This window comes from Algoriphagus yeomjeoni (genome assembly GCF_049821175.1).
GTDB lineage: Bacteria > Bacteroidota > Bacteroidia > Cytophagales > Cyclobacteriaceae > Algoriphagus > Algoriphagus yeomjeoni_A.
This window is the reverse complement of the sequence record NZ_CP187512.1, coordinates 3,564,109-3,586,256: the sequence shown is the minus strand read 5'-3', so window position 1 is coordinate 3,586,256 and position 22,148 is coordinate 3,564,109. Positions and strand designations below refer to the sequence as shown.

Sequence of the window (22,148 nt, the reverse complement as noted above, 5' to 3'; positions counted from 1 at the left end):
AAGGTTTTCAAGAGCGGATCAATCTGGTTGCTTATTCTTCTATTGGTAGAAAGATCGTCATTTCTGTTCCTTTGCCTACGCTGCTTTGCACCCGAAAATCCCCTCCATGTGCTTTGACAATATCATAGCTTAGGCTCAAACCTAATCCAGTACCTTTTCCAGTAGGCTTGGTCGTAAAGAAAGGTTGGAAGATTTTTTCTTTAATAGAATCGGGGATACCATTTCCGTTGTCTTTGACGGAGAGCTCTACACCGTTGAGAGATTGTTTGGTAGAGACAATTACCATAGGATGGTAATCATCGGCTTCATCTTTATCCGAACTTTTACGCCGTTCCGCACATGCGTAGAAAGCATTGTTTACTAAGTTAAGAATCACTCTTCCAATGTCCTTTCCGATGATATTTACTTTAGGGATCAAAGGATCTAGTTCCAACTTAAAGTCTGAGTTGAAGCTTTTGTCTTTGGCACGGATTCCATGGTAAGAAAGACGTAGGAATTCATCCGCTAGGGTATTGATATCGGTCAGACTTTTTTCACCGGAATTTGTTCGGCTGTGCTCGAGCATGCCTTTGACTATGGAATCAGCTCGCTTGCCATGCGAGTTGATCTTATAAAGGTTTGCTTTTAAGTCTTTGCCAATAGCTTTTGCCTCATCTATTTCTCCTTTCTCTAATTCCTCGTTCATTTCCTCTACTAATTCAGCACTTAATTCTGAAAAATTATTTACAAAATTCAGAGGATTCTGAATCTCATGAGCTATTCCGGCCGTGAGTTCTCCAAGAGAGGCCATTTTTTCGGACTGAATAAGTAGGGCTTGGGTGGATATTAATTTGTCATAAGCTGATTCTGCGATCTCTCGTTGAGCTCGAATCTCTTCCTTTTGGAAATGAAGCAATCGATTTGCTTTTTGCTTTCCAAGGTTGTTTCTATAGAGATAGATACTTATGATAACGAACAAAATTAAAGCCACTAATGAAGCCATTATTATAATCCTTTGGTTAAAAACAGCAGCGTTTTTCAGGTCTTTATCTTTCTGTAGAATCTCTATTTCAGCTTCTTTTTTATCCAGCTGAAATTCGAATTGAAGCTGCTGAATCATTTTTTCTGTACTGGTCTTTGCAATAATTTCCTTTACAGATTTAACATTTACTTCATTTTCATATGCTGCCTTATAATTTCCAGCCAAGGCATAGGATTCTGCCATGTTTTGATAAATCTCCACCAATTCGTTTTTAGCATCGATCTCTATGGCCAGAACTTCTGCTTTCTCTAGACTGCCAATTGCTCCTGGATAATTCTGCTGTAATTTCTGTGTTTTGGCCAAGCCTATTAGGCTCTGGGTTAATTCAAATTTTGCATCAGACTTCTGCGAAATTTCAATTGCCCTTTCATGAAATGCATAGGCTTTATTGAAATCTCCCAGAATTGAATTAATCTCGCCAAGCTGCGTCAGTGGAAACGTTGCATCGATGGTTCCATCGCAAAGTGCCAGAGCTACCTCATGATAATTGGTGGCTGAATCATAGTTAGATTCCAAAAAGTAAACCTCTCCTATATTCATGGCTGCTATGGCCATACCAGACTCTAGGTTGATTTCTTCAAATACTTCAAGCGACCTTTTAAAGTTAGTCAAGGCCTCATTTTTGGTATTGCTGTTCTTGCTATAAACAGTCCCTATGTTATTGAGAGAAGTCCCTATTCTTAATTTGTTGTCAAGCTGCTCAGAAATTTTAAGTGATTCAAAATGAAGCTCTAATGCCTTGGTATTATTGCCTAGCATGTAATAAATCGACCCCAGATTGCTTAGAATATTGGCTTCACCGGTTTTGTTTTGAAGCTCTCTATACACCTTGAGGGCTTCCTGAAAAGCTAAAATAGCTTCTTGAAAGCTGCCTAGTTGGGCATAGGCTCTTCCCTTGGAATTGTAACCATCCGCCAATCCCTTGTTATATTTTATTTCAGTTGATAATTGGATGGCCTTTTCAAAATAATCGATGGCATCAGTTATTTCAGTGCCCAAAAGTTCTAATCCTAAATCTAAATATTGCTTAACTTTTAAACTGTCTTCTTTTGACTCTCCAATAGCGACTACTAGGCTATCTACCCGAGAAGTTTGTGCTTCACTTTCATTTACAAGAGAAAAATAAAACAGTATTATAAAGAAGTACTTATTGACAGTCAAAATTCTATTCATATCAACTTTTTAATTGCTTACTAGTAGGCTTTGTCCAGATTGGTAATGCTCTTTTTTTCCACTGTCGGCAAAACGCTACCTTTTTATTAAAAATAATCAAATCTCATAAGAACAATTTGTTTATGAGGGTATTATGGGAATTAATTTAAGAAAAGAAACGTATGAAATACTATTCCATACGTTTCTAAAAAAGGTATTTCTCAATTATTTAGGGCTCTTTAATCACGTTGACGGATTTAATTCCTATCAAAGTATTGACGTGAATAATATAAAGGCCTTGATGCATCCGTGAGAAGTCTAATTGAAGTCGATTTTCATTTTCAAACCAGGTTTTTGGCAAATGCTGAACTCTTCCCATTGCATCCAGAATAATTAAAGAGAAATCAGATGGCTCTTCTGTAACCAGGCCGTTTAGGTTAAGATTGAGTATGTCTCTTACAGGATTAGGATACGCTATTAACTCTGTGCGAGTATCGATCTCTTCCTCCAGTAGTTTTTCAATTCCCTCAGATAATACTATCTCCGTATTCGTTTGGTTTAACACAGTGACCTTTCTGGCATTTTCAAAGCTTGAAACCATTGGACGGATCACTATTCCTTGAGAAACCCATTGCTCACTCTCAGTAGCCGTGGCGCTTAAATCACCAGTTGCGCCTGGTTCACTTTGAATAAAGTAGGACATCATGTTAGAAGTTAAGCCTTGTTGATTATTAGGATCATCGTAAACTTCTATAGTACCTACTGGTGCTGTCCATGTTGAGTTTTTCTTATTGGAATAGAATAACATTACCATGGAGTTGCAATCAATAGTAGTAAGTGACGGGGCCGTTGCAGTTAATCCTGGAGCTCCGGAAGCACCGCTAAATGCCGCAATTGGACCATCAGGGTGCGCTACATCTGCTCCAGTTACTCGAGTAATACCCATCGTCCATTTTGGAGCTTGATTGATTCTGAATTCATAGTTCTCCGGTTCATTATTATCCTTCACTATTTTGTAGAAAGTAAGCATTGCCACTTGATTCTCTTGGTTCACTCGATTGATGAGAACCCAATCTTTGTCAAGTGGGTTGACAGAAGGGCCTTCGCCTTTTTCAATCATCAATCCTACGATCAACAAATCACCGACTTTCGTATTTGCAGGCCTTTTAATAGTTGCTGGATTACTTGTATTTCCAGCTCCCATTGCCGTTTCAAAATCTCCAATCACCGGAGCCTCATTGATACAACCAACGATCAGCAATGCTTGAGCTTCTGAACTTGCTGGATTATAATTTTCATTGCCAATAAAGGTTGCTACTACTTGGTAGGTGCCCGGGAAAATAGGTGCAAAAGAAGTAGGACCATAACTGGTTTCCCCAACACCCACATATTCTATCGTGAGTAATGCAGGATCTAAAACATCTTCTTCTCCACCGACTCCAAATGCTGAAGCTGTTGCCTCAATTGGACCTTCATTGTATTCAAACCTTCCTCCTGTTACTGTCACCGTCGGAGTTGCTTTTTCTACGGTCAGCAGGCCTTTGGTAATGGCTTCAATGCTATAGTTTGAAGGATCAACAAAAGTAATTGTTGGGTCAATCTCATAAATTCCGGCGTTGATTATACCACTACTTTCATACGACACTTCATTTTTAAGCAGTGAATAGGAAATCGAGCTAATTACAGATTCCTCGTTGTCTTCGAGAGTTACTTCTACTCCATCAGGATCAAGGAAAGTGGTGCTAATCTTAAACCCATCAAACTCGGTATTATAATCTGGGGCTTCATCACCATAATTAATTAAGTCTGGCTCTGCAGAAGTAGTGGCAGTTAATGGAGCAGGAGTGATCGTAAGATCGGCAGGCAAGTAAGATGAAATAAAGTTTCGGGATTCAAATGTTCCTGGGATTATGAAGTGATTTCCTACATCTGTTCCTGTGACCATATTTACTGAGAAGAATTCAAGATTGAAATCAGTATCATTCTCCCCAACTTCTTCCCCAAAATCATAGTATTTACCTATTTCAGCGTTTTCACCTTCCTCTGCCAATTCCAGATCAGCTTCACCAAAAATTACAAGGCTATTGTTTTCCGCTTCTTCTTCTCCTCCTCCGGTGCTGTTAATGATCGTTCTTGAATTAATGATCGTTCTTCCATTTATCAGCGTTCGCGCATTGATGATGACACGACCATTGATGATGACTCTTCCATTGATCAAGGTTCGTGCGTTAATCATTGTTCTGGCATTGATGATAGGCCTTCCATTTATGCTCACGGATTTCAGTTCTTGATTTAGCGGATCTTCTAAGTAATCAAGGAAGGAATCCCCCGGTACATCAAATGCGGAATTAATGATTGGCCTACCGTTCAGGATAGTTCTTGCATTAATTATGGATCTAGCATTGACAATGGTTCGTCCACTGACCATGAAGCTTTTGTTGATAAAGCTGTCCTTATTGATAATTATCCTACCGTTAAAAATACCCAGAGGGAGGCTGTTATCTCCATCTCTTTTAGCTAATTCCAGATCCTCAATGTACTCTGCAAGAATGCTGTTTTTTAAACCTTGGACGTCATTTATTTTTACTACTCCTTCAAATTCAATTAGGTCTTCAGGAATGATGACTTCAAATTCTATAGCATCACTGATTGACTCACCATATTCCACGGCAAGTTCGTCAACCAAATCAACAGGTTTGATGGAAATTGGCAGTGCTTCCACTGTAATAATACCCGGGCCATAATTTCCAAAGGCATTATTTGTACCGTCATAAAAAAGAGTCTCATCTTCCTGTAAAACACCAACATAATTATAGAAATCTGAGAAAGTATAACTTGTTGGAGTGTGAGAGACTGTAATAATATACGTCCCAACCTCAGCCAAATCTCCACTGATCGGGCTATTAAGGCTGACTAGCTCTAAAGAAGGATCTGTATTTTCAGGATCAAGGGTCAAACCTACTTCCTCTAACGTAAGATCACTCAGCTCCCAATTACTATCTATCCTTTCATATACACTCGCAGAAAATGGCTCAATAACTTGGGCAAACTTTTTAGTCACATCGTCTGCTCTGATGGCAATAGTCTTTTTGACTATATCAAAGAAATACTCCGGTCCTGCAGTTCCTCCATCCAGTTCACTATCAGAAATGGCATTATTTACCACCGTGACGCCCGGATTTCCTTCGAAAGTAGGCACTGTTACTTCCAAATAGCCTGCTCCAAATTCATCAACTCCATAAACAGCAATCAGTTGTTCTTCTCTCAAATAAACATTTGATCCTTCATAGAGATTTGTCCCTGTTATAATCAATTTAAATTCTACCTCTCCAGGATTTATACCCTCATCATAAACCAATTCAATGTTGTCTGGATTAGGAGCGGCGAGTGTGAGCAAAGCTTTGTCCGCCCTTACAAGGCCTGACCCAGATTTGAAATCAACTCCGGATTCATGCATGTCTTCAGCGGTAGATTTAAGGACTCTGCGAATGTCTTCCGGCAAACTAGTTCCTACATCTCCAACCCAATCTGTGGGTTTGCTTTCAGGATAATATTTTACACGTGCCTGTTTCACCAAGGCAGCAATTGCGGCAGCATGCGGAGCTGCAGCTGAAGTTCCATAGAAGTTTGGAAAATCATCTCCCTCCAGATTTGGAGCTCCAAAGTTCACGGTTGTATTCACTCCATTTGGTGCTGTAAAATCCGGCTTACTTCTAACTACACCGTTGGTGGTTGTTCCTCCCCGTGAGGAGAATGTGGCAACTGTAAAAGGATCAGTTCCGCTAGGAACCAAGTCAGAATCAAATCCAAAAACAGAAGTGTTAGCATAAAGCACAGCTCCCACAGTCATGGCGCCTTCCGAATTAGCATGCCCTACAATTGTGGAAGCATTGATTCCATTTGGATCATTTGGGTCGAGCTCACCTCGATAAACAATATACTTGAACTTAATACCCAGGTTGGTTTCCAAGTCAAGACAGCTTTCACACTCCCTAGCTATCAATAGCTCTATGGTGGTAGGTTGAGAAACAGTAAAGGAAAGAATTTCTATAGGGTCGCCATTTGCATTATTTCTATTGAAACCAAACAAAGGAACTCCATAGTCTTTTAGATAAATATCAAGATCATACAAGCTACCAGTCTGGTCAATAGAATACAAAGGATCATCCCACTGTAGAGCTATCATATATACTGCAGGACCATTTTGACCTGGGAAGACGTTAATCGACTGGGTTGTACTTCCATTACTAAATTGGTGCACGCGGCCACCTTCCCAAGTGCCACTATTCAATGGCAATTGAATGTTTGGATCAGTAGTAGGATTGAATAACCCTTCAAAACTTTTGCTTCCGAAATTTCCTGCAGAAGTGAAGTAGGACACTCCATTTGCAGTGACTTCATTTACAGCTTTTGCCACTTTACCATCACTGAATATTGGCTCAGTCATATAGGATATATCGTCCACTAAAATATCACTTCCCGCTACTGCCATATCTCTAATTCCTTGCGCAAAATCACCTGCAGTTAGAACCCCAGTTCTGAAACCAAGTTCTGCACCTGGTGCGACGTCATGAATAATCTGCATCATTGCACGTCCTTCGTCAGTACCAGTCCCAAATCGACTCGGCATATCTCTTAAGAAATAAGTGCTTGCTGGTAAATCTCCATTCGATATATCATTAGCTAAAGTGTTGACTCCAGCATCTGTGCGAGTAGCATAACTATCTGAAAATACTCCGATTTTTATGCCTGTTCCGTCTATAGGTTGATCCCCTTCAAAATGCGAATATCCTGCTCTTACTAAATTGGAACGCATGACCCGGTCACCTTGAGTCGTCGTAGCGCCTTTATTGGGCACTGGAGGAATAGCAGGTCTGACGTGATTGATGGCTTCAGGGAATTGATTTAATTCCAACAGCTTTTCTATTGGGAAAAACCCAGCAATAATCAAAGAATTAGGGTCTTGCTTTAGTTCATCTTCTGTAGGAGTGACAAATCCCAAATTTTCAAGAATCGTTTTGGCTTCGCCAAACTTATCTTTCATGTAAATTACTTCGATCAGGACTTCATTTCCATCGATATAAAAAACTTCGTTTGATTCTACAACCTGTCCTTGATTGAAGATTTCATGCAGCGCACTTAATTCAGAACCAATCAGCTCGTATACTTTTCCTTGGCTACAAATCCCGAAAATTTGACGATCGTTCACAGTTACATTAAAACTTTCGGTGCTACCACAATTTCCTTCTACGGAAACTTCAATTTCATCACCATCAGTCACTAAAATAGATTCTGGAGTTTCAATGATTTGACCATTCCGGGTAAATATCAAGTCTCCATTATCTACACTTACAAAATCATTCAGATTTGCGATGGTTGTGTTTCCTCCATTTTCTGCACTACAAAGTACAGCATCCACGACTGAAATATCTGGAGGGGTAATCAAGCTGACACCAAGAGTACATTCGGTAGGAGCGCAGGCTCCAATGTTGTCGATTTTAACTGACACAGTGCCGGATCCAGTCCAGTTTACAGTAATTAAATTTGAGCCTTCTCCAGAAATTATTTGTCCTTCTCCACTTAAAGACCAAACGTATGAAAGTGATCCAGCTGGTACTGTATAGGCAGCAGAGGATCCAGCACAAACCTCAGTCTCTCCCTTAATTGTGCATTCGGTATCAAAGTCAATTACTTCTGATGTAGCTTGAACAGAAACACTTTGACTACCTGCAGACTTTCCATTAATAGAAACCACTCTGGTATGGTATGGTGAACCGTTGATGCTGGAAGCTGAATTTCCATCTCCCCAATCTTGTGCTTTGGCGATATGACCTCCCCAAGCAATAATTACTGTGTTATTTGCCCCATTTTCACCATCGGCTGAGAAGGTTATACTTAATCTTGTGATGGTGCTTGTTGATGAACTTTTCTCCTGAAGCACATACTTAATATCTTTAAATGTACCTCCATAAATAGCCATTCTCTTTTCTAAGGCGGAGAGTTCATTAAAGCTTGCTAAAGGCTGCGGAGCCCCATCAGGAGTTGGAATTGCGATATAATTTGGGATTCCTGAATGGGGAATGACCGCTTCACAAATTCTATCGAAACTAGTGATATAGTCGATCGCGTATTTGGTGTCCTTACTTGTATCCCATTCAATTTCAACCGTATGAGTACCCGGTTTTAATTTTGAAACAATAAGACGATACGGAATGGATTGTCCTTCGTAGAAATGGCTATTTCCTGAATTTGAATTTCCAGAGGACCAGTTTATGGGGTTTACAGGGTCACTATCAAATCCGCCATTTTGGCCTTGTTCCAATTTTACATTTTGGGCAAGTGTGAAATTTGATAAGAGTAATAAAAGAAAAACAAACCCCTTCGTGATAGGAATTAACTTTTGCATCATGGCATGTAAAGTTTAAAGAATTAAAATTTAATCAGAAATGATATGGTTTTTGATAGAATCTAAAATCAAATAAAAAGTATCAAAAACTACTTTTACCTTCTGTTATAGGCAGAATGGTACCAACAATTAGTATGTCTAAAATAGTCAAAAAAAAACACATATAATATTAAATATCAAATGATTATGAATAATTTTTAGAATTAGAAAAGCCCTGGTTCATAAGAGTTAATTCATTCTGTACTATAAACTTTAACTATTATAACCGAGATTAATATTTATATGACTATTTTGTTATTAAAAATTATTATTCTAACAAAAAACTAAATTATACAGAGGGTGAAGTTTTTTCACATTTAAACAAAAAGCTAATTCTTATATAGATTCGACATAATTGAAGGCCAGTTAGTTACTATTGATACTTTAAGGATCTAGGTGAGCTAATGGCTAAACAATAGAAATTCTTGCCTCTAGTTTTAATACCTGGAAATTACTGCAGTGGCAATTGCATGAAAAAAGTAGATCCTTCTCCTTCAATTGATTCTACCCTGAATTTACCTCCATGCGCCTTCACGATATCATAACTCAAAGACAATCCTAAGCCTGTTCCGGAGCCGGTTGGTTTTGTCGTAAAGAAAGGCTGGAAGATCTTTTCTTTGATCGAGTAGGGGATGCCGGAGCCGTTATCATTGACTGAAATCTCAATTCCATTTTCAGATTTTTTCGAACTGATGAATACCTCGGGTTTATATTCTTCTACTTCCTGTCTTGACTTTTCATTTACTGCACTTCGACTTCGCTCAGCACATGCGTAAAAAGCATTATTCACCAAATTCAACATAACCTTTCCGATATCGGAAGGGATGACTTCTATGGAAGGAATGTTTGGATCAAGAATAAAAGTTAGATCTACTTCAAAACCTTTGTTTTTGGCTTGCTGACTACTATAGGCTAATTGAGTAAATTCCTTAACCAGCTTGTTGAGATTCGTAGATTCTTTTGTACCGGTTCCGGATTTGGAGTGTTCCAACATTCCCTTGACGATGGCATCAGCCCGCTTGCCGTGATGATTGATTTTGGAGAGATTTTCCTTAAGGTCCGCCGCGATGAACTTCACTTCTTCTAGATCGCCTTTCTCAAGTTCTTCATTCATTTCATCAATAAGTTCGCCGCTGACTTCAGAGAAGTTATTCACAAAATTCAGCGGATTCTGGATCTCGTGGGCGATACCGGCAGTCAACTCACCCAGCGAAGCCATCTTCTCGGATTGGATGAGTTGGGCTTGGGCAGCTTTCAGCTCTTTCAAAGAATTTTCAAGTGCTGAATTTGTTTCTTCTATAGCCTTTCTTTTTTGCTCCAGTTCTTCTATGGTTTCTTCGAGTAAAATAGCTGTAGTCCGCTTCACTTTTTCGGTTCTTTCCAGTTTGAATTCTGTAATGGACAGATCGCTATCGACTTTTTTAATCGCTGTTATCAGTACAGCCTTTTCTTCATCCGCGAGGGAATCGTTTTGCTGAACAATATCAAGGATAGTTTGAAGTTGCTGATTCATCTATTTTTCTTTAAGCGCCACTACACAGGTAGTCAGGTTATGCATTTCTAAATTTCCTCCTGTAGCTCTGCCCAATTCTGCATTGGAGAACATGCCAGCCATCGGTACGCTCCATACATTTTTTACCCCCTCCAGTTCTTTACTCATCAATGGCCCCAATGAAAGAATTCTACCCGCACAACTAAACACCACGATCGCATCGGCCTCTGGCATTTCGGTAGCTTTTAAATTTTCTACGCCTTTCACCACTTTTTCCATGACGTCAAAATCAGGAGGAAGAGAAAAACGAACTTTTGAACCTTGTGGCACTGAGCCGCTAGTATAAAAAGAATGATCGTTCCAGTCTACTGTTAGGCCAGGACGCATGATTGGGTCGCCCTTTTCCCGCTGTAATTGCAATGGGAAATTGGCCGCAATTTCAACAAGTAAATTATTATTTTCGGGAGTTACATTTTCAAGGCCACCGTATTTGGCGGTAATATCAAGTACCGGAATATTATCTACCGTGTACACATGGTTGCCGTCACTTTTGGTTACTGTTTTTTCTGTACCCACAGCTTTCCATCCACAGGTGGCCACACCTTTTATCTCTACTTTTGAAGCATCCATAGCTATACAGACCATTCCATTGTCACTTTCTTTATTATTAGTAAAGACAAATGTTTGAGTAAATGCATAATCGTCTCCGGCAGCCCCACCAAACGCATGAACATCTTGTCCAGCGACCTCTTCAATACCATGCAGCACCTCTTCTCCATCTGTTTCTCCATTGCTGGTGCCAATGAAAAATGCGGGATCAGCAAATTTTGCTTTCGCCTTTTGCGCAATCCTATGTGATACCTCGCGGTAATTCTTTTTAGGGTATTCTTCAAAATAAACTTCGAAATAATCACTGTTCATATCCAATAGAAGAATTGCAGCAGAGCCCTTCTCTGGTACTTCATCAATGAACTCCCCATTGGTGGTGCAACCAAAAACGGTAATTCCTGCCTGATCCAACAAGTTAGTAATCGCTTTTCTATCCACACTTTTGGAGATGAAAGCAATCGCCAATGTGGGACTGAAGCCATCCTCCGTACTTTTAGATAGCGCGACTTTGATTTCATCCAAGGATTTTCCTTTGATTGATTTTCCTTTCATAGCTTCAGTGATTAGTGGTGAAATTATTTCTCCTTTAATGCTACCCAACTTACCGTAGTCCCGTGAAATTCGCTTTGACCATCATCCAGCTTTCCAAATTCACCCAAGGAGAAAAAACCTAACATAGGTTTGTTCCATGTTGAAGCAAGTCCTTCTAATTCACTTGAAATCATAGGCCCAAATGTACCCAATCTACCTACGCAGGAGAAAATCAGCATGGCATCTGAATCAGGCATATTCTTTTCTTTGATAATTCTGGTACTGTCCACCACGACATCAATTGCGTCAAAATCAGGAGGTAGGGAAAATCTAAAAAGCTCTCCTTCTTTGACCTCGGTTCCTATCATGATTGATCGATCGGCCGTATTCCAAAACAGCACTGGTTTCATGATCGCATTTCCAGATGGTCGTTGAAATTGTAATGGGTAGCCGAGGTCTGAAGGAAGCAAGCCATTGGCTTGTTTTTCTGGACTGATCATTTCATCCCCCAAAAATCTCTGGATGACATCCATCGCAGGTTTATCATCGATGGTGAAAACCCAAGGACCTTCACTTTTTGTAATTTTTTTAGTCGTTCCAACGGGTTTCCATCCTGAAACGGCCAATCCATTGATCACTATTTTGTCCTGGTCAATAATAAGTGCAAGTACTCCTCCCTTGCTGGATGAGGCATTGGTGAATAATATACCTGAGAAATCGCTGGGGTTCCCGGCTACACCGCCCATAATGGAGGCGTCCTTACCTGCAGCATCTGTTAGTCCCCTGATCAATTCATCCCCCGACATTCTGAAATCAATTGGGGAAATGATGAAGCCGGGATTCGCAAATAAGGATTTTCCGGTGATTCCCAGCTGATGTCCTGCGTTAAACGCCGACGAATCCATGTAATCGTTTAGGGCAATGCTAAAATACTCTGGTTTCATGTCTAGTAGCATAACCACGATATCATCAGACTCCATGCCCTGCTCGGTGAATTTTTGGGATGTAGTGACCCCGAAAATCGCAATACCCTTACTGTTAAATAGTGAGGTTAGAGCATCCGCAAGCTCACTCGTGGTCAGGGTTATAATAGCGAGTGTGGGTATGAATCCCTCGCTGGTAGGTGGGTGGGCAGCCCCTGTGCTTTCATCATATGCTTCCTGTATGTCAGCTAGAGAATTTCCTCTGATTATTTTTGCTTTCATTCGTTAAAGAGTTAACTGGATTTTGAATATGGTGCTTCCGGGTTGAGATTGAATATCCAATTGTCCTCCGTGCGCCTTAATTATATCATTGGTAATACTCAGTCCTAGTCCGGTGCCCTCCGTTCCTTTTTTAGTAGTGAAGAACGGTTGGAGGATTTTGTCCTGTATTTCCTTTGGGATTCCCAACCCATTGTCGGCAATGGAAAGGATTACCTTGTCTTTTTGTAAAGCAGTGGTAACCGTCAATTTAGGTAAGTAAACCTCTGCTTCTGCATCCTGACTTCCGTTTTGTCTCTTCAATTTATCCCGCATCGCATCGAAGGCATTGTTGCAGAGATTCAAGATCACTCTGGAAAAATCCTCGCTTATCAGTGACACTTCTCCGACTTTTGGATCGAGCTTTAATTCTATGTCCACGTTAATTGGTTCCTTGGCAGCGCGCATGCCATGGAAAGAAAGATTTGTAAATTCCTTGACCAATGGATTGAAGGATTTTGGTTCTCGCTTGTTTCCAGATGCCCGGCTATGCTGAAGCATGGAGGAAACGATGCCATTCGCTCTGGTACCATGCTCGTGGACTTTGAAAAGATTGTTCTTTACATCTCCAAGAATCGCTAGAATTTCTGCTTTGGTACTAGAATCCTCTAGATTTTCGAGTTCCTCGAAAACTTCTTCAATCAGCTCGCGACTTAGATCAGAGAAGTTGTTGACAAAGTTCAACGGGTTTTTGATCTCGTGAGCAATGCCTGCGGTCAATTGACCCAGACTGGCGAGCTTTTCTTGTTGTACGAGTTGCTCTTGAGCAGATTTAAGTTCTTTGAGTGCTTTTTCTGCTTTGGCTTTGGCTTGCTTCAATTTTTTTAGATCTTCTCTTGCCTGAGACAAATCCTTAAACCTCGAATAGGCTAAAGAGAAAACCGTCGCTGCTCTTTGTAATAGATCCCAGCTCTCATGGGAGATTTCCCCGGGAGTAGCTGCTCCAATCGCTCCATTCGAGAACTTTGTCAAATGGTAAGTTCGCTCTGGGATCTCGATTCCATAATAGCCATTTAACTTTGGAGATTGCCGGGCACAGTAATTAATCCACTCTTTGCGGTGTTCGCCTTTCATCAAAATGGAGATGTTGGTTTCATCGCCTTGATAGAAATCGAACATTTGTCTACCAACCCAAGTGTCTCTGTAATCAAGGCTAAAATGGTCAGCAATATTCTTCTTAGCTCCTTCTCGTACATCTAGGATGGAATACCAGCATTCTGCAAGTCCTGTATCTGAATCGTTGATATAAATAGAACTCGTCTCCAATTCCTCCACTCCTAAGTTCCCCATTTCTTCCCGCATCACATTGGCTACTTGGATAAGCTCTTCCGGCTCTTGCATCGCCATAGCCCGAGCGCGTACACGTTCTAAGGCCAACTCAATCTTAGCTTTACGGTTTTGCTTTTCTGCTGTCAATAAATCCTCAAATCTTCTGTAAGCCAAATCAAAAACTCCGGCAAAACGAGTGAGGGTATCAATGGATTCTTTCGGTGGATGGTCTACTTTTCCCGGGAGACTAAAGCCGATTTCGCCATGAGTAGTGCGTGCCATCACGAAGGTCAGACCACCGATATGCCGAATGTCATCCAAAGTTGGAGCTTGGGGATCTATCCTTTCAAAATCACCAAGTTTGACCATTTTATCGACATAGTTGACTGCCAAATCCACATCCATAGCCAAAATATGAGTAGGCTCATTACCCTTTTCCCATGCAGCTACAGCCGGAATATCTCCATGAATATGCCGAGGTAGGGACATCACCATCCCGATTTGTGTTCCATCACCTGAAGTCATGGCTTTGTCATAGGTCTCAGGAAGCCAGCGCATATGCCAGAAGTAATGTGCTTCGTGACCGAGGTTGACAAATTCCTTCCGCATATTCACCACGATTTCCAAAAGGTCCTCAGATTCTCTCATTGCCGTGACTTGAGCTCTGATTCGCTCTAGCGACAGTTCTATTTGAGCCTCTTTAGCTTGGGTTTCTGCTTTTTGAAGATCTAGGAATCTCGTGTATGTTTGATTGAAGACTTTTGCAAAACGCTTAAAAACTTCATGTGCTTCCGGTACTTTTTCATAGGTAATAAAAAGTAGAAATCCTTGATTGAATTTGGCCAAATGATTTACCTGGTAGGTTGGTAAGGAAATTCCAGCAGCTTCGAATTGGGCAAAAACAGGTTTTAATTCTGGTAAATCGGTCATGTATCTATAGTGCTGCACCAGATCTTCACCACCCTGATCGTAAACAAATAGCTCATCGCCATTTTTAACAGCCTCGTACCATGGGAGCAAGCTTTCGTGTTCGGTAAGCGGTAGTGTAAAAGGAACTTGAATTTCATTTTCACTACTCATCCAGCAGGTGGAGGATTTATTGTCTTCTGCCAGGACATTATATCCGCAGCTCCAAGCTGGAATTCCCAAGTTTCGTACCTCTGTAAAAAGCAGATGAGCTGCTTCAGGAAGCTCATCACTATGTTGCATTCCCATAGTCCTAGCTCGGATCTTCTCCAATGCAGCCTCAATCCTGGCCTCTCTTGTCTGTGCTTCTGCTTTTTCTAAGTCTTCAAATCGCTTATAGGCCAAATCAAAAGCACCTCCCATCTTAGTCAAGATGAATTCAATTTCATCCTCAGGTGGATCCAATAAATCAAGAATCATTCTTCCATTATTTAAAGGAACTGTCGGGTGATAACCCCTTTGTAATCCTGAAGATTTGAGAAACTCCTCTGCTTCCTCCGCTTCTTTTACCTTGTTATTCTCTCGAAGCCAATCACATGTGATTTGCAATGATTTTGTATCCTGAACCACCACCGTATAGTTTGTTCCTTTTTCCCAAACTTTTCTTAAATAGAAATCAGGATGGGTTTTTTCCATTTCAAAAGGGACGTCCAATGGAGTGTGCATACTTTCTCCATTCAATTCTAAGGAGGTGAGATCCCAGCTCCGGAACATTCCATTCTTTTCTTTCAATAAAATGGCTGCGGCGGCTACACCCGGAATATCCAAACCTATGATTTCTTCCTTCAGCTTAACTACCACTTCCAGAATTTCTTCGGATTTGAACATCGCTAAAGCTCTAGCTCGCACTCGCTCTACGGCAAGATTGATTTGTGCTTCTCTAGCCTGTGCTTCAGCTTTTTTCAGATCTAAGTAACGACGATAAGTTTGACTAAAAAGAGAGCGGAAACGATGGATAATTTGAATTAGATCGGTAGAAAATTCAAGAGGACTGAAGGCATAGAAAAATCCATGCTCGAAGACGAAGCCATAATGAAATTCTCTATCGGGCAGTTTATCTATTGGTATTTGTATTTTGTAGTCGGGTGCTTGATTAAGCATCTGATAGTAATTGATCAGATCTTCTCCTTCTAAAATATACGTATGGAGCGAGAGCTGCTCCTTCCATGCTTTTCGTGCACTTTTTAACAAAGGATGCCAAGACATTTCTAAATTTCCGATATGAAGCTTGAACTCATCTTCTATTTTGGAGGCTGTCCAAAGCTGATTGTTTTCATTCTCGTGGTTTAGGATCCCAATTCCAAAACGAGTTTTTTCATTTACTCCTAAGGCTGTGAGTTCTTCAAACATCATCACGATACACTTCCCTACATCCTCACTGTTGTGCATAGCCATGGTTTGGGCTCGCACTCTTTCTAGGGAAGATTCAATGTGAGCCTCTTTTGCCTGCGCTTCTGCTTTTTGGAGGTCGAGAAAGCGGGTGTAGGATTGCTCAAAGACCTTTCCGAAGCGCTCCAAAATTTCCAAATCGGCTTCAGTGATCTCGTTTTCGCTTACAGTTTGTAGTCCGCTGTATTTAAAAAAGGTAAAGCCAGCCACATATCGATGGAGTGCTTTATTAGCTTCCTGCACATGTTTTGGGAATCGCCTAAATTCAGTTTCTGAATAGAGGTACTCATCGTAAATCTTCTTCTCTTCGCCTTCAAGGGTATATACAAATCGCTTGTCTTGTGATTTCCAAGCACTCCACATAGCCCTGTGAAAATCGTAATCCTCAAACTTCATATAGTAGGATTCAGCATCCTTTCCTGTTTCAGGATTTGCCGCCCAAACTGTATTCGACAGATCATCCCCATCGATGAGGTTGATGATACAGAATGTAAGTGTAAACTCCAGCTTGGTGAATTCCTGCAAAAGCGTATCCACCACTGTTGATAGCTCCGAAGAATGGTGCATGGCCAGACTTTTGGATCGGATGCGCTCCAAAGCTGCCTCTATCTTGGCTTCTCGTGCTTGTGCTTCTGCTTTTTGGAGGTCTAGGAAGCGGGTATAGGTCTGATTAAATACATCGGTAAAACGTTTAAATATTTCAATCGCTTCTGGATTACGTTCTTCAGTAATAAACATCAAATGACCGTTAGCGAAGAAGCCACAATGGTTTACCTGAAAGGTGGGCAGTGGGAAACCTGCCTTCACAAATCCTCGCATTGTTTCACCTACCACTGGCAGGCCATCCATGTAGTTATAAGTTTGGACTAGAGATTCTCCCTCCGATTCGAAAACAAGAAATTTATCATTCCTTCGCTTTGCCTCGCGTATCGTTTTAAAGAAGGTATCTTCTGTCAGTGGTATCTTGAGTGGATTCCCTAATTTTCCGTGAGGCCCTGGGTTGTACCCTAAAAAATAGCTATCATCATCATGCCATAAGCTAAATCCACAAGACCATAATTTGATTCCTAGATTTTTTATTTGCTCAAACATTAATTCTGATGTTTCCATCAGTTCATCACTATGCTGCATGGCCATTGTTCTGGCACGTACTCTTTCTAAAGCCAGTTGTATTTGACCCTCTCTAGCCTGCGCTTCCGCTTTCTGCAGATCGAGGAATCGGGTATAAGCTTGGTTGAAAGCTTTAGCAAATCGGATAAAAATGGTGTGGGCTTCAGGGACAGGTTTATATGTGATAAACAATAAATGCCCATGGTTGAAAAAAGCTACATGGTCAATTTGTCTTTCGGGTAGTGGAACTCCAGAGTTATGCAATTCAGTTAACGCATCCCCAAGTATTGGTAGCGTTTTGAGGTAGTCATAGTGTTCATTGATTACTTCGGGTCCAAATTCCTGTATATAGAGGGGTTTTCCTTTTTTACTTTCTTCGTAGTATTTGAGGAATACATTTTCTCTGGGGGTATTGTAGAAAGGGAGTATTCCAGCCGATGAAGTAAACCATTCTAGGTCCCAAGGAGTCCCGCTGGAAGTCTCCTCGTCGTAAATATGAAAAGCACATCCCCAATTTTCTATCCCAAGTTTTCTGATTTCAGCTTCCAAAAGCAAAGAAGCCTCTGCCAATTCCTCACTTTTTTGCATGGCAAGAGATCGGCTCCTTACTTTTTCGAGTGAAGCTTCTATCTCCAATTCCCGATTCTTCACAAGAAGCTCGGAAGTTCGCTGATCTACAGCCTCTTGAAGACGTTTAATTTCTTCTTTAAGCGCTTCGGTGATTTTCATACTAATTGCTCTTTGATCGGTAAAAAGATGATCATCTCGGTGCCTTCACCCTCAACACTTTTAACCCGTAAGTCTCCACCATGAGCCTTGATGATATCGTAACTCATAGACAAACCAAGTCCAGTTCCACTTCCAGTAGGTTTGGTTGTAAAGAATGGCTGGAAGATTTTGTCCTTGATAGCTTTAGGAATTCCCTCGCCATTATCTTCTACGGCTATTTCTACGCCTCCAGTATTTCCTGCTAGGTCTACTAATCTAGACCGTACGATTACTTTTGGTTGGTAATCTCCCAGATCATCGCCCGTGCTTTTTAGGTCCTTCGACTTACTATCTACCGCATAGAAGGCGTTGTTTATCAGGTTCAGAATTACTCTTCCGATATCCTGACTTACCACATCCACTTTAGGTAGGCTTGGGGCTAATTCCGTTGAGAAATCAGCATTAAAATTTTTGTCTTTTGCCCTCAATCCGTGGTAGCTCAGGCGCAAAAATTCATCTGCAAGTGCATTGAGATTGGTAGGCTGCACATCTCGCGCGTTGGTTCTGCTATGCTCCAGCATTCCCTTCACTATGGAGTCAGCTCGCTTCCCATGGTGGTTGATTTTACTCAGATTTTCCTTCAGGTCGTTTGATATTTCAATTGCGACCTCAGTGTTTCCCTGCGCTAATTCCTCTTGCATCTCATCGATCAATTCGACACTGACTTCGGAGAAGTTATTGACAAAATTCAGTGGATTCTGAATTTCATGAGCGATTCCAGCAGTAAGTTCACCTAATGATGCCATTTTTTCTGATTGGATCAGTTGCGATTGGGTAGCTTTCAACTTGGTGTATGCTTTCTCGATTTCTTTGGATTGGGCCACTTCCCGCTCTAGACTTTGCGCTCTTTCCTTCACTCTAATTCTTCTTTTCAACTCAGAGTAGGCTACGAAAATTACTAGCCCAAGTCCTACTAGGTAAAGCGTATATGCCCACCAGGTTTTCCACCAAGGAGGCAGAATAGTGACTAGAAGTGAGGTGCCCTCTTCGTTCCAAACTCCATAGGCATTTGAAGCAATCACTTTGAAGGTGTAGGTGCCAGGTTCGAGATTGGTATAAGAAGCAAAATTTCTGTTGTCATAAACCCAATCTTCATCCAGTCCTTCCATCATGTGAGCATACTGATTTTTGGAAGGATTTGCATAATGCAGAGCTGCGAATTCAAAGCTCAAATCATTCTGATCGTACCTGAGTGTGATGGCTTTGGTGGAAAGTAAATCTTCGTCCAGCGGAGAGTCCGTAGTCATATCGTAGATTGACCGGTTGGAAATCGAAAGATTTGAGATGATCACAGATGGGGGGACTTTATTTGAGGCGATGGTAGAAAAGGTCGTTAGCCCATGGTCACCACCAAAATAAAAATCACCGTTCGGGGTTTTTTCAGCAGCTAATGATATGAATACATCACCTCCGATTCCGTCATCTTCATTGTAATTGATAAAGGTGACTTTATTCAGAGATTCATTACGGATCATTTGGATCAATCCATTACGGGATGAAAGCCACATTTCACCATTTTCTCCAGGCAGAATAGTCTCTAAAAAATTAGTTGGCAATCCATCTTCTTCGGTGTATCTAGAGATTTGTCCAGTGTTTGGATCCAGAACATTGATGCCACCATATGTTGCCATCCAGACTAGTCCATTTTCATCTTCAAATACGTCATTCACTTGTATGCTACTCAAGGTGGCAGGGTCAAGAGGATCACTAGTGTAGTATTTAACGGAATTCGTTTCAGGATCTATTTGGGTTAGGCCGGCATTCAGGCTTGCTATCCAAATGTATTTCTTGCCTATTTCAATATCAGAGATATTTGGATCCTGAATTATTATTTCAGCATTTTGTTCATTGATATTCACTACTTTAGCTTGACTCTCCGCTTGGTTTTCTTGTTTGAAAATGGCAACTCCATACAGCGGAAGAAACTCGGGTTCAGGAGCATTCCAACTGTTGTAATGGTGGCTATCATCGGAAGAATATCGCAAAGAATACGTACCCGGGGAAAGTTCAAGTTGGGTAATTATCATTCGGTTTTTAGGTGCCCCTCCAGCAAAATAGCTGTCTCCAAATGATTCCATGCCCGCAATAGTCTCGCCGGAGGGGTTTCTCAGCCATCCAAAATCTGCCATACTCGCAAGATCTCCTTCACCCACCGTGGCTAAAAAATAAGTGGCTTTTTCTGTAATTTCGAATTCTTTGGTGAGCTCTTTATTTTCTGTAACATTATCGATGATGGCTATTGCTTCCTCCTTTTCAAGCCAACCTTTCACCTTAGTAATAATCTCCTCAGAATAGCTTTTGGCATATTGGCTAACGACCTCCTTATACGTTTCTGTTTTCGGGTCAAAAACCTCTAAGCCCCCATTGGTACCTATCCAGAGTTTGCCTGTTCTGTCTTCTTTGATTACTCTGACTTGATCGTTGATAAGACTGTTTTTATCCTCCGGATCATTTTTATAGCGCTTGATTTCATTGTAATCTTTATCCATTTTAATCAAGCCATCACCCCAAGTTCCCACCCAAATAGTTCCATCTTCTTGCTCATATATTGACCGGGCAGACCCCCCGAACATATCCTTGTCTGAAGAGAAATTCACTTTTGTAATTGATTTATCAGAACTATCAAAAACATTAATACCATGGCCACGTGTCCCAATGAATACTTTTCCAGGATTGATGCTGGAAGCATACAGTCCATAAACGCCCCCTGGACTTATTGAATTAGGATCTTCCGGTTGGTTGCTGTAATACTTGAAAGGTTTGTTAATAGGATCGTATTTGAAAAGTCCATTACTCAGAGAGCCAAACCAGATGATCCCACTGGAATCAATCAGCATGTGGGTAAAGCGATGAGTCCATCCCCCGGAATTGATTTTTCTATTGCCAGGAATAAGAATCTCCTGAAAAGAATCTGTATTCCCTTCAAATTTCAGGATACCTCTGAAATTATTCAAAATCCAAATATTGCCATCCCGATCTTCTTTGATGGAGTTGAGGGAGCTGTATATATCTTCGAGTGAATAGTCGTACTCAGCGAGCATTCTTAGCTCTTTGGTCTTTAGGTTATATTTATGAACCTCCAGTCTGCTGGTAATCCAGAGAATCCCGTCTTTATCAAAATAAAGTCCTGAAATACCATTTATAGTAGAATTAAAATCAACAAATTGGTCAAATTCTATAGGTTTAAACCCAGCTCCTCCTTTAGGAAAATGCAGTAAACCATAGCTTGAGGAACCAGCCCAGATCCCACCGTCTTTATCTTCAATTATGGGAAAAGAGATTCCAGATCGCTCTCCTTTTATTCCATCCAAATGCTCATAAGGTGCTAAGACCCAAGTACCACTCGCTGGCATAAATTGGACAATTTCTTTAGCTGCGGTGGTTGCCCATATTCGGCCCTGAGAATCCGCTAGAATGTTGAAAGTTCTTCCAGACCCAAGTGCTAAATCAAATATTCCCTCAAAATCATAATTATAAAAGGTGTTGGTTGATCGGTCATACTTTGTGACGCCCTTATCGCTTGCGATCCATAAGTCATGGTTTTGATCTTCTTCGATATCAAATGTCACATTGTTTTGAAGGGTGTTAGGGTTTCCGATGGTGTTACGAAACGTCTTCCAAGAGTAGCCATCGTAGCGCTGTACCCCATTTCCAGTGGCTAACCAAATTAACCCATAGCTATCCTGCATCACATCCATGACTTGAGGAGACGCGAGACCATTTGAGATTGAGATGGTTTCCAGCTGGATTTCTTGGGCTTTTAAGTCAAAAGCAAATAGAACAAAAATGGAAAGTGTAAAAATTATACTCCTGCTTACGATTGATCTTTTTATTGAATACTTCATCTAATTAAAAATTTATAGGAGGGAAGACGACTTTATTTAATATTTAGGTGTTCTCAAGTTGGGTGTTGAATGGAAATGAAAAACTGCTTGTGAAGTCTTAGATTGAAAGGCGAAGATTGAATCTCAACAGAAAAATAATGGGATGATGAATCTGCTAAAACTTGCATATCTACTAAAAATATTACAATTCGAGTTTATCACTTAATTACTTGAAAATAAGTGATTACGAAGAGAAATCAATCGAAATCGTTATAAAAAATTGGATTTTTTCAATCTTATCCCCACAAAAATGATGTTTATAACTAGCTGC

General features: G+C 40.7%; 7 protein-coding genes. All 7 read right to left on the bottom strand.

Features of this window, described 5'->3' with window-relative positions; all coding sequences use genetic code 11:
- Positions 1-31: 31 nt before the first annotated feature.
- On the bottom strand, positions 32-2,194 hold the full coding sequence (locus tag ACPUEN_RS14400) for a tetratricopeptide repeat-containing sensor histidine kinase (protein ID WP_425636599.1): 2,163 nt from the start codon (positions 2,192-2,194) through the stop codon (positions 32-34).
- A 208-nt stretch (positions 2,195-2,402) separates the two neighbouring features.
- Entirely contained in the window at positions 2,403-8,582 is a 6,180-nt protein-coding gene (locus ACPUEN_RS14395) for a S8 family serine peptidase (protein WP_425636598.1), read from the bottom strand.
- 487 nt (positions 8,583-9,069) lie between these two features.
- Positions 9,070-10,131: a sensor histidine kinase gene (locus ACPUEN_RS14390; protein WP_425636597.1), complete on the bottom strand. Its 1,062-nt coding sequence runs from the start codon at positions 10,129-10,131 to the stop codon at positions 9,070-9,072.
- The gene (locus ACPUEN_RS14385) at positions 10,132-11,271 is read right to left on the bottom strand and encodes an FIST signal transduction protein (RefSeq protein WP_425636596.1); all 1,140 of its coding nucleotides are present in this window, start codon (positions 11,269-11,271) and stop codon (positions 10,132-10,134) included. It lies immediately after the preceding gene.
- Between the two features lie 23 nt (positions 11,272-11,294).
- A complete protein-coding gene (locus ACPUEN_RS14380; protein ID WP_425636595.1) occupies positions 11,295-12,455 on the bottom strand; it encodes an FIST signal transduction protein in 1,161 nt (386 codons plus the stop codon).
- A gap of 3 nt (positions 12,456-12,458) precedes the next feature.
- Positions 12,459-17,954: a sensor histidine kinase gene (locus ACPUEN_RS14375; RefSeq protein ID WP_425636594.1), complete on the bottom strand. Its 5,496-nt coding sequence runs from the start codon at positions 17,952-17,954 to the stop codon at positions 12,459-12,461.
- Entirely contained in the window at positions 17,951-21,838 is a 3,888-nt protein-coding gene (locus ACPUEN_RS14370) for a two-component regulator propeller domain-containing protein (RefSeq protein ID WP_425636593.1), read from the bottom strand. The genes ACPUEN_RS14375 and ACPUEN_RS14370 overlap by 4 nt, the downstream gene beginning before the upstream one ends.
- Between the last annotated feature and the right edge of the window lie 310 nt (positions 21,839-22,148).

Coding starts and splice junctions, on each gene's coding strand:
- ACPUEN_RS14400 (WP_425636599.1), bottom strand. CDS start 2,194: ATGAATAGAATTTTGACTGTCAATAAGTACTTCTTTATAATACTGTTT.
- ACPUEN_RS14395 (WP_425636598.1), bottom strand. CDS start 8,582: ATGATGCAAAAGTTAATTCCTATCACGAAGGGGTTTGTTTTTCTTTTA.
- ACPUEN_RS14390 (WP_425636597.1), bottom strand. CDS start 10,131: ATGAATCAGCAACTTCAAACTATCCTTGATATTGTTCAGCAAAACGAT.
- ACPUEN_RS14385 (WP_425636596.1), bottom strand. CDS start 11,271: ATGAAAGGAAAATCAATCAAAGGAAAATCCTTGGATGAAATCAAAGTC.
- ACPUEN_RS14380 (WP_425636595.1), bottom strand. CDS start 12,455: ATGAAAGCAAAAATAATCAGAGGAAATTCTCTAGCTGACATACAGGAA.
- ACPUEN_RS14375 (WP_425636594.1), bottom strand. CDS start 17,954: ATGAAAATCACCGAAGCGCTTAAAGAAGAAATTAAACGTCTTCAAGAG.
- ACPUEN_RS14370 (WP_425636593.1), bottom strand. CDS start 21,838: ATGAAGTATTCAATAAAAAGATCAATCGTAAGCAGGAGTATAATTTTT.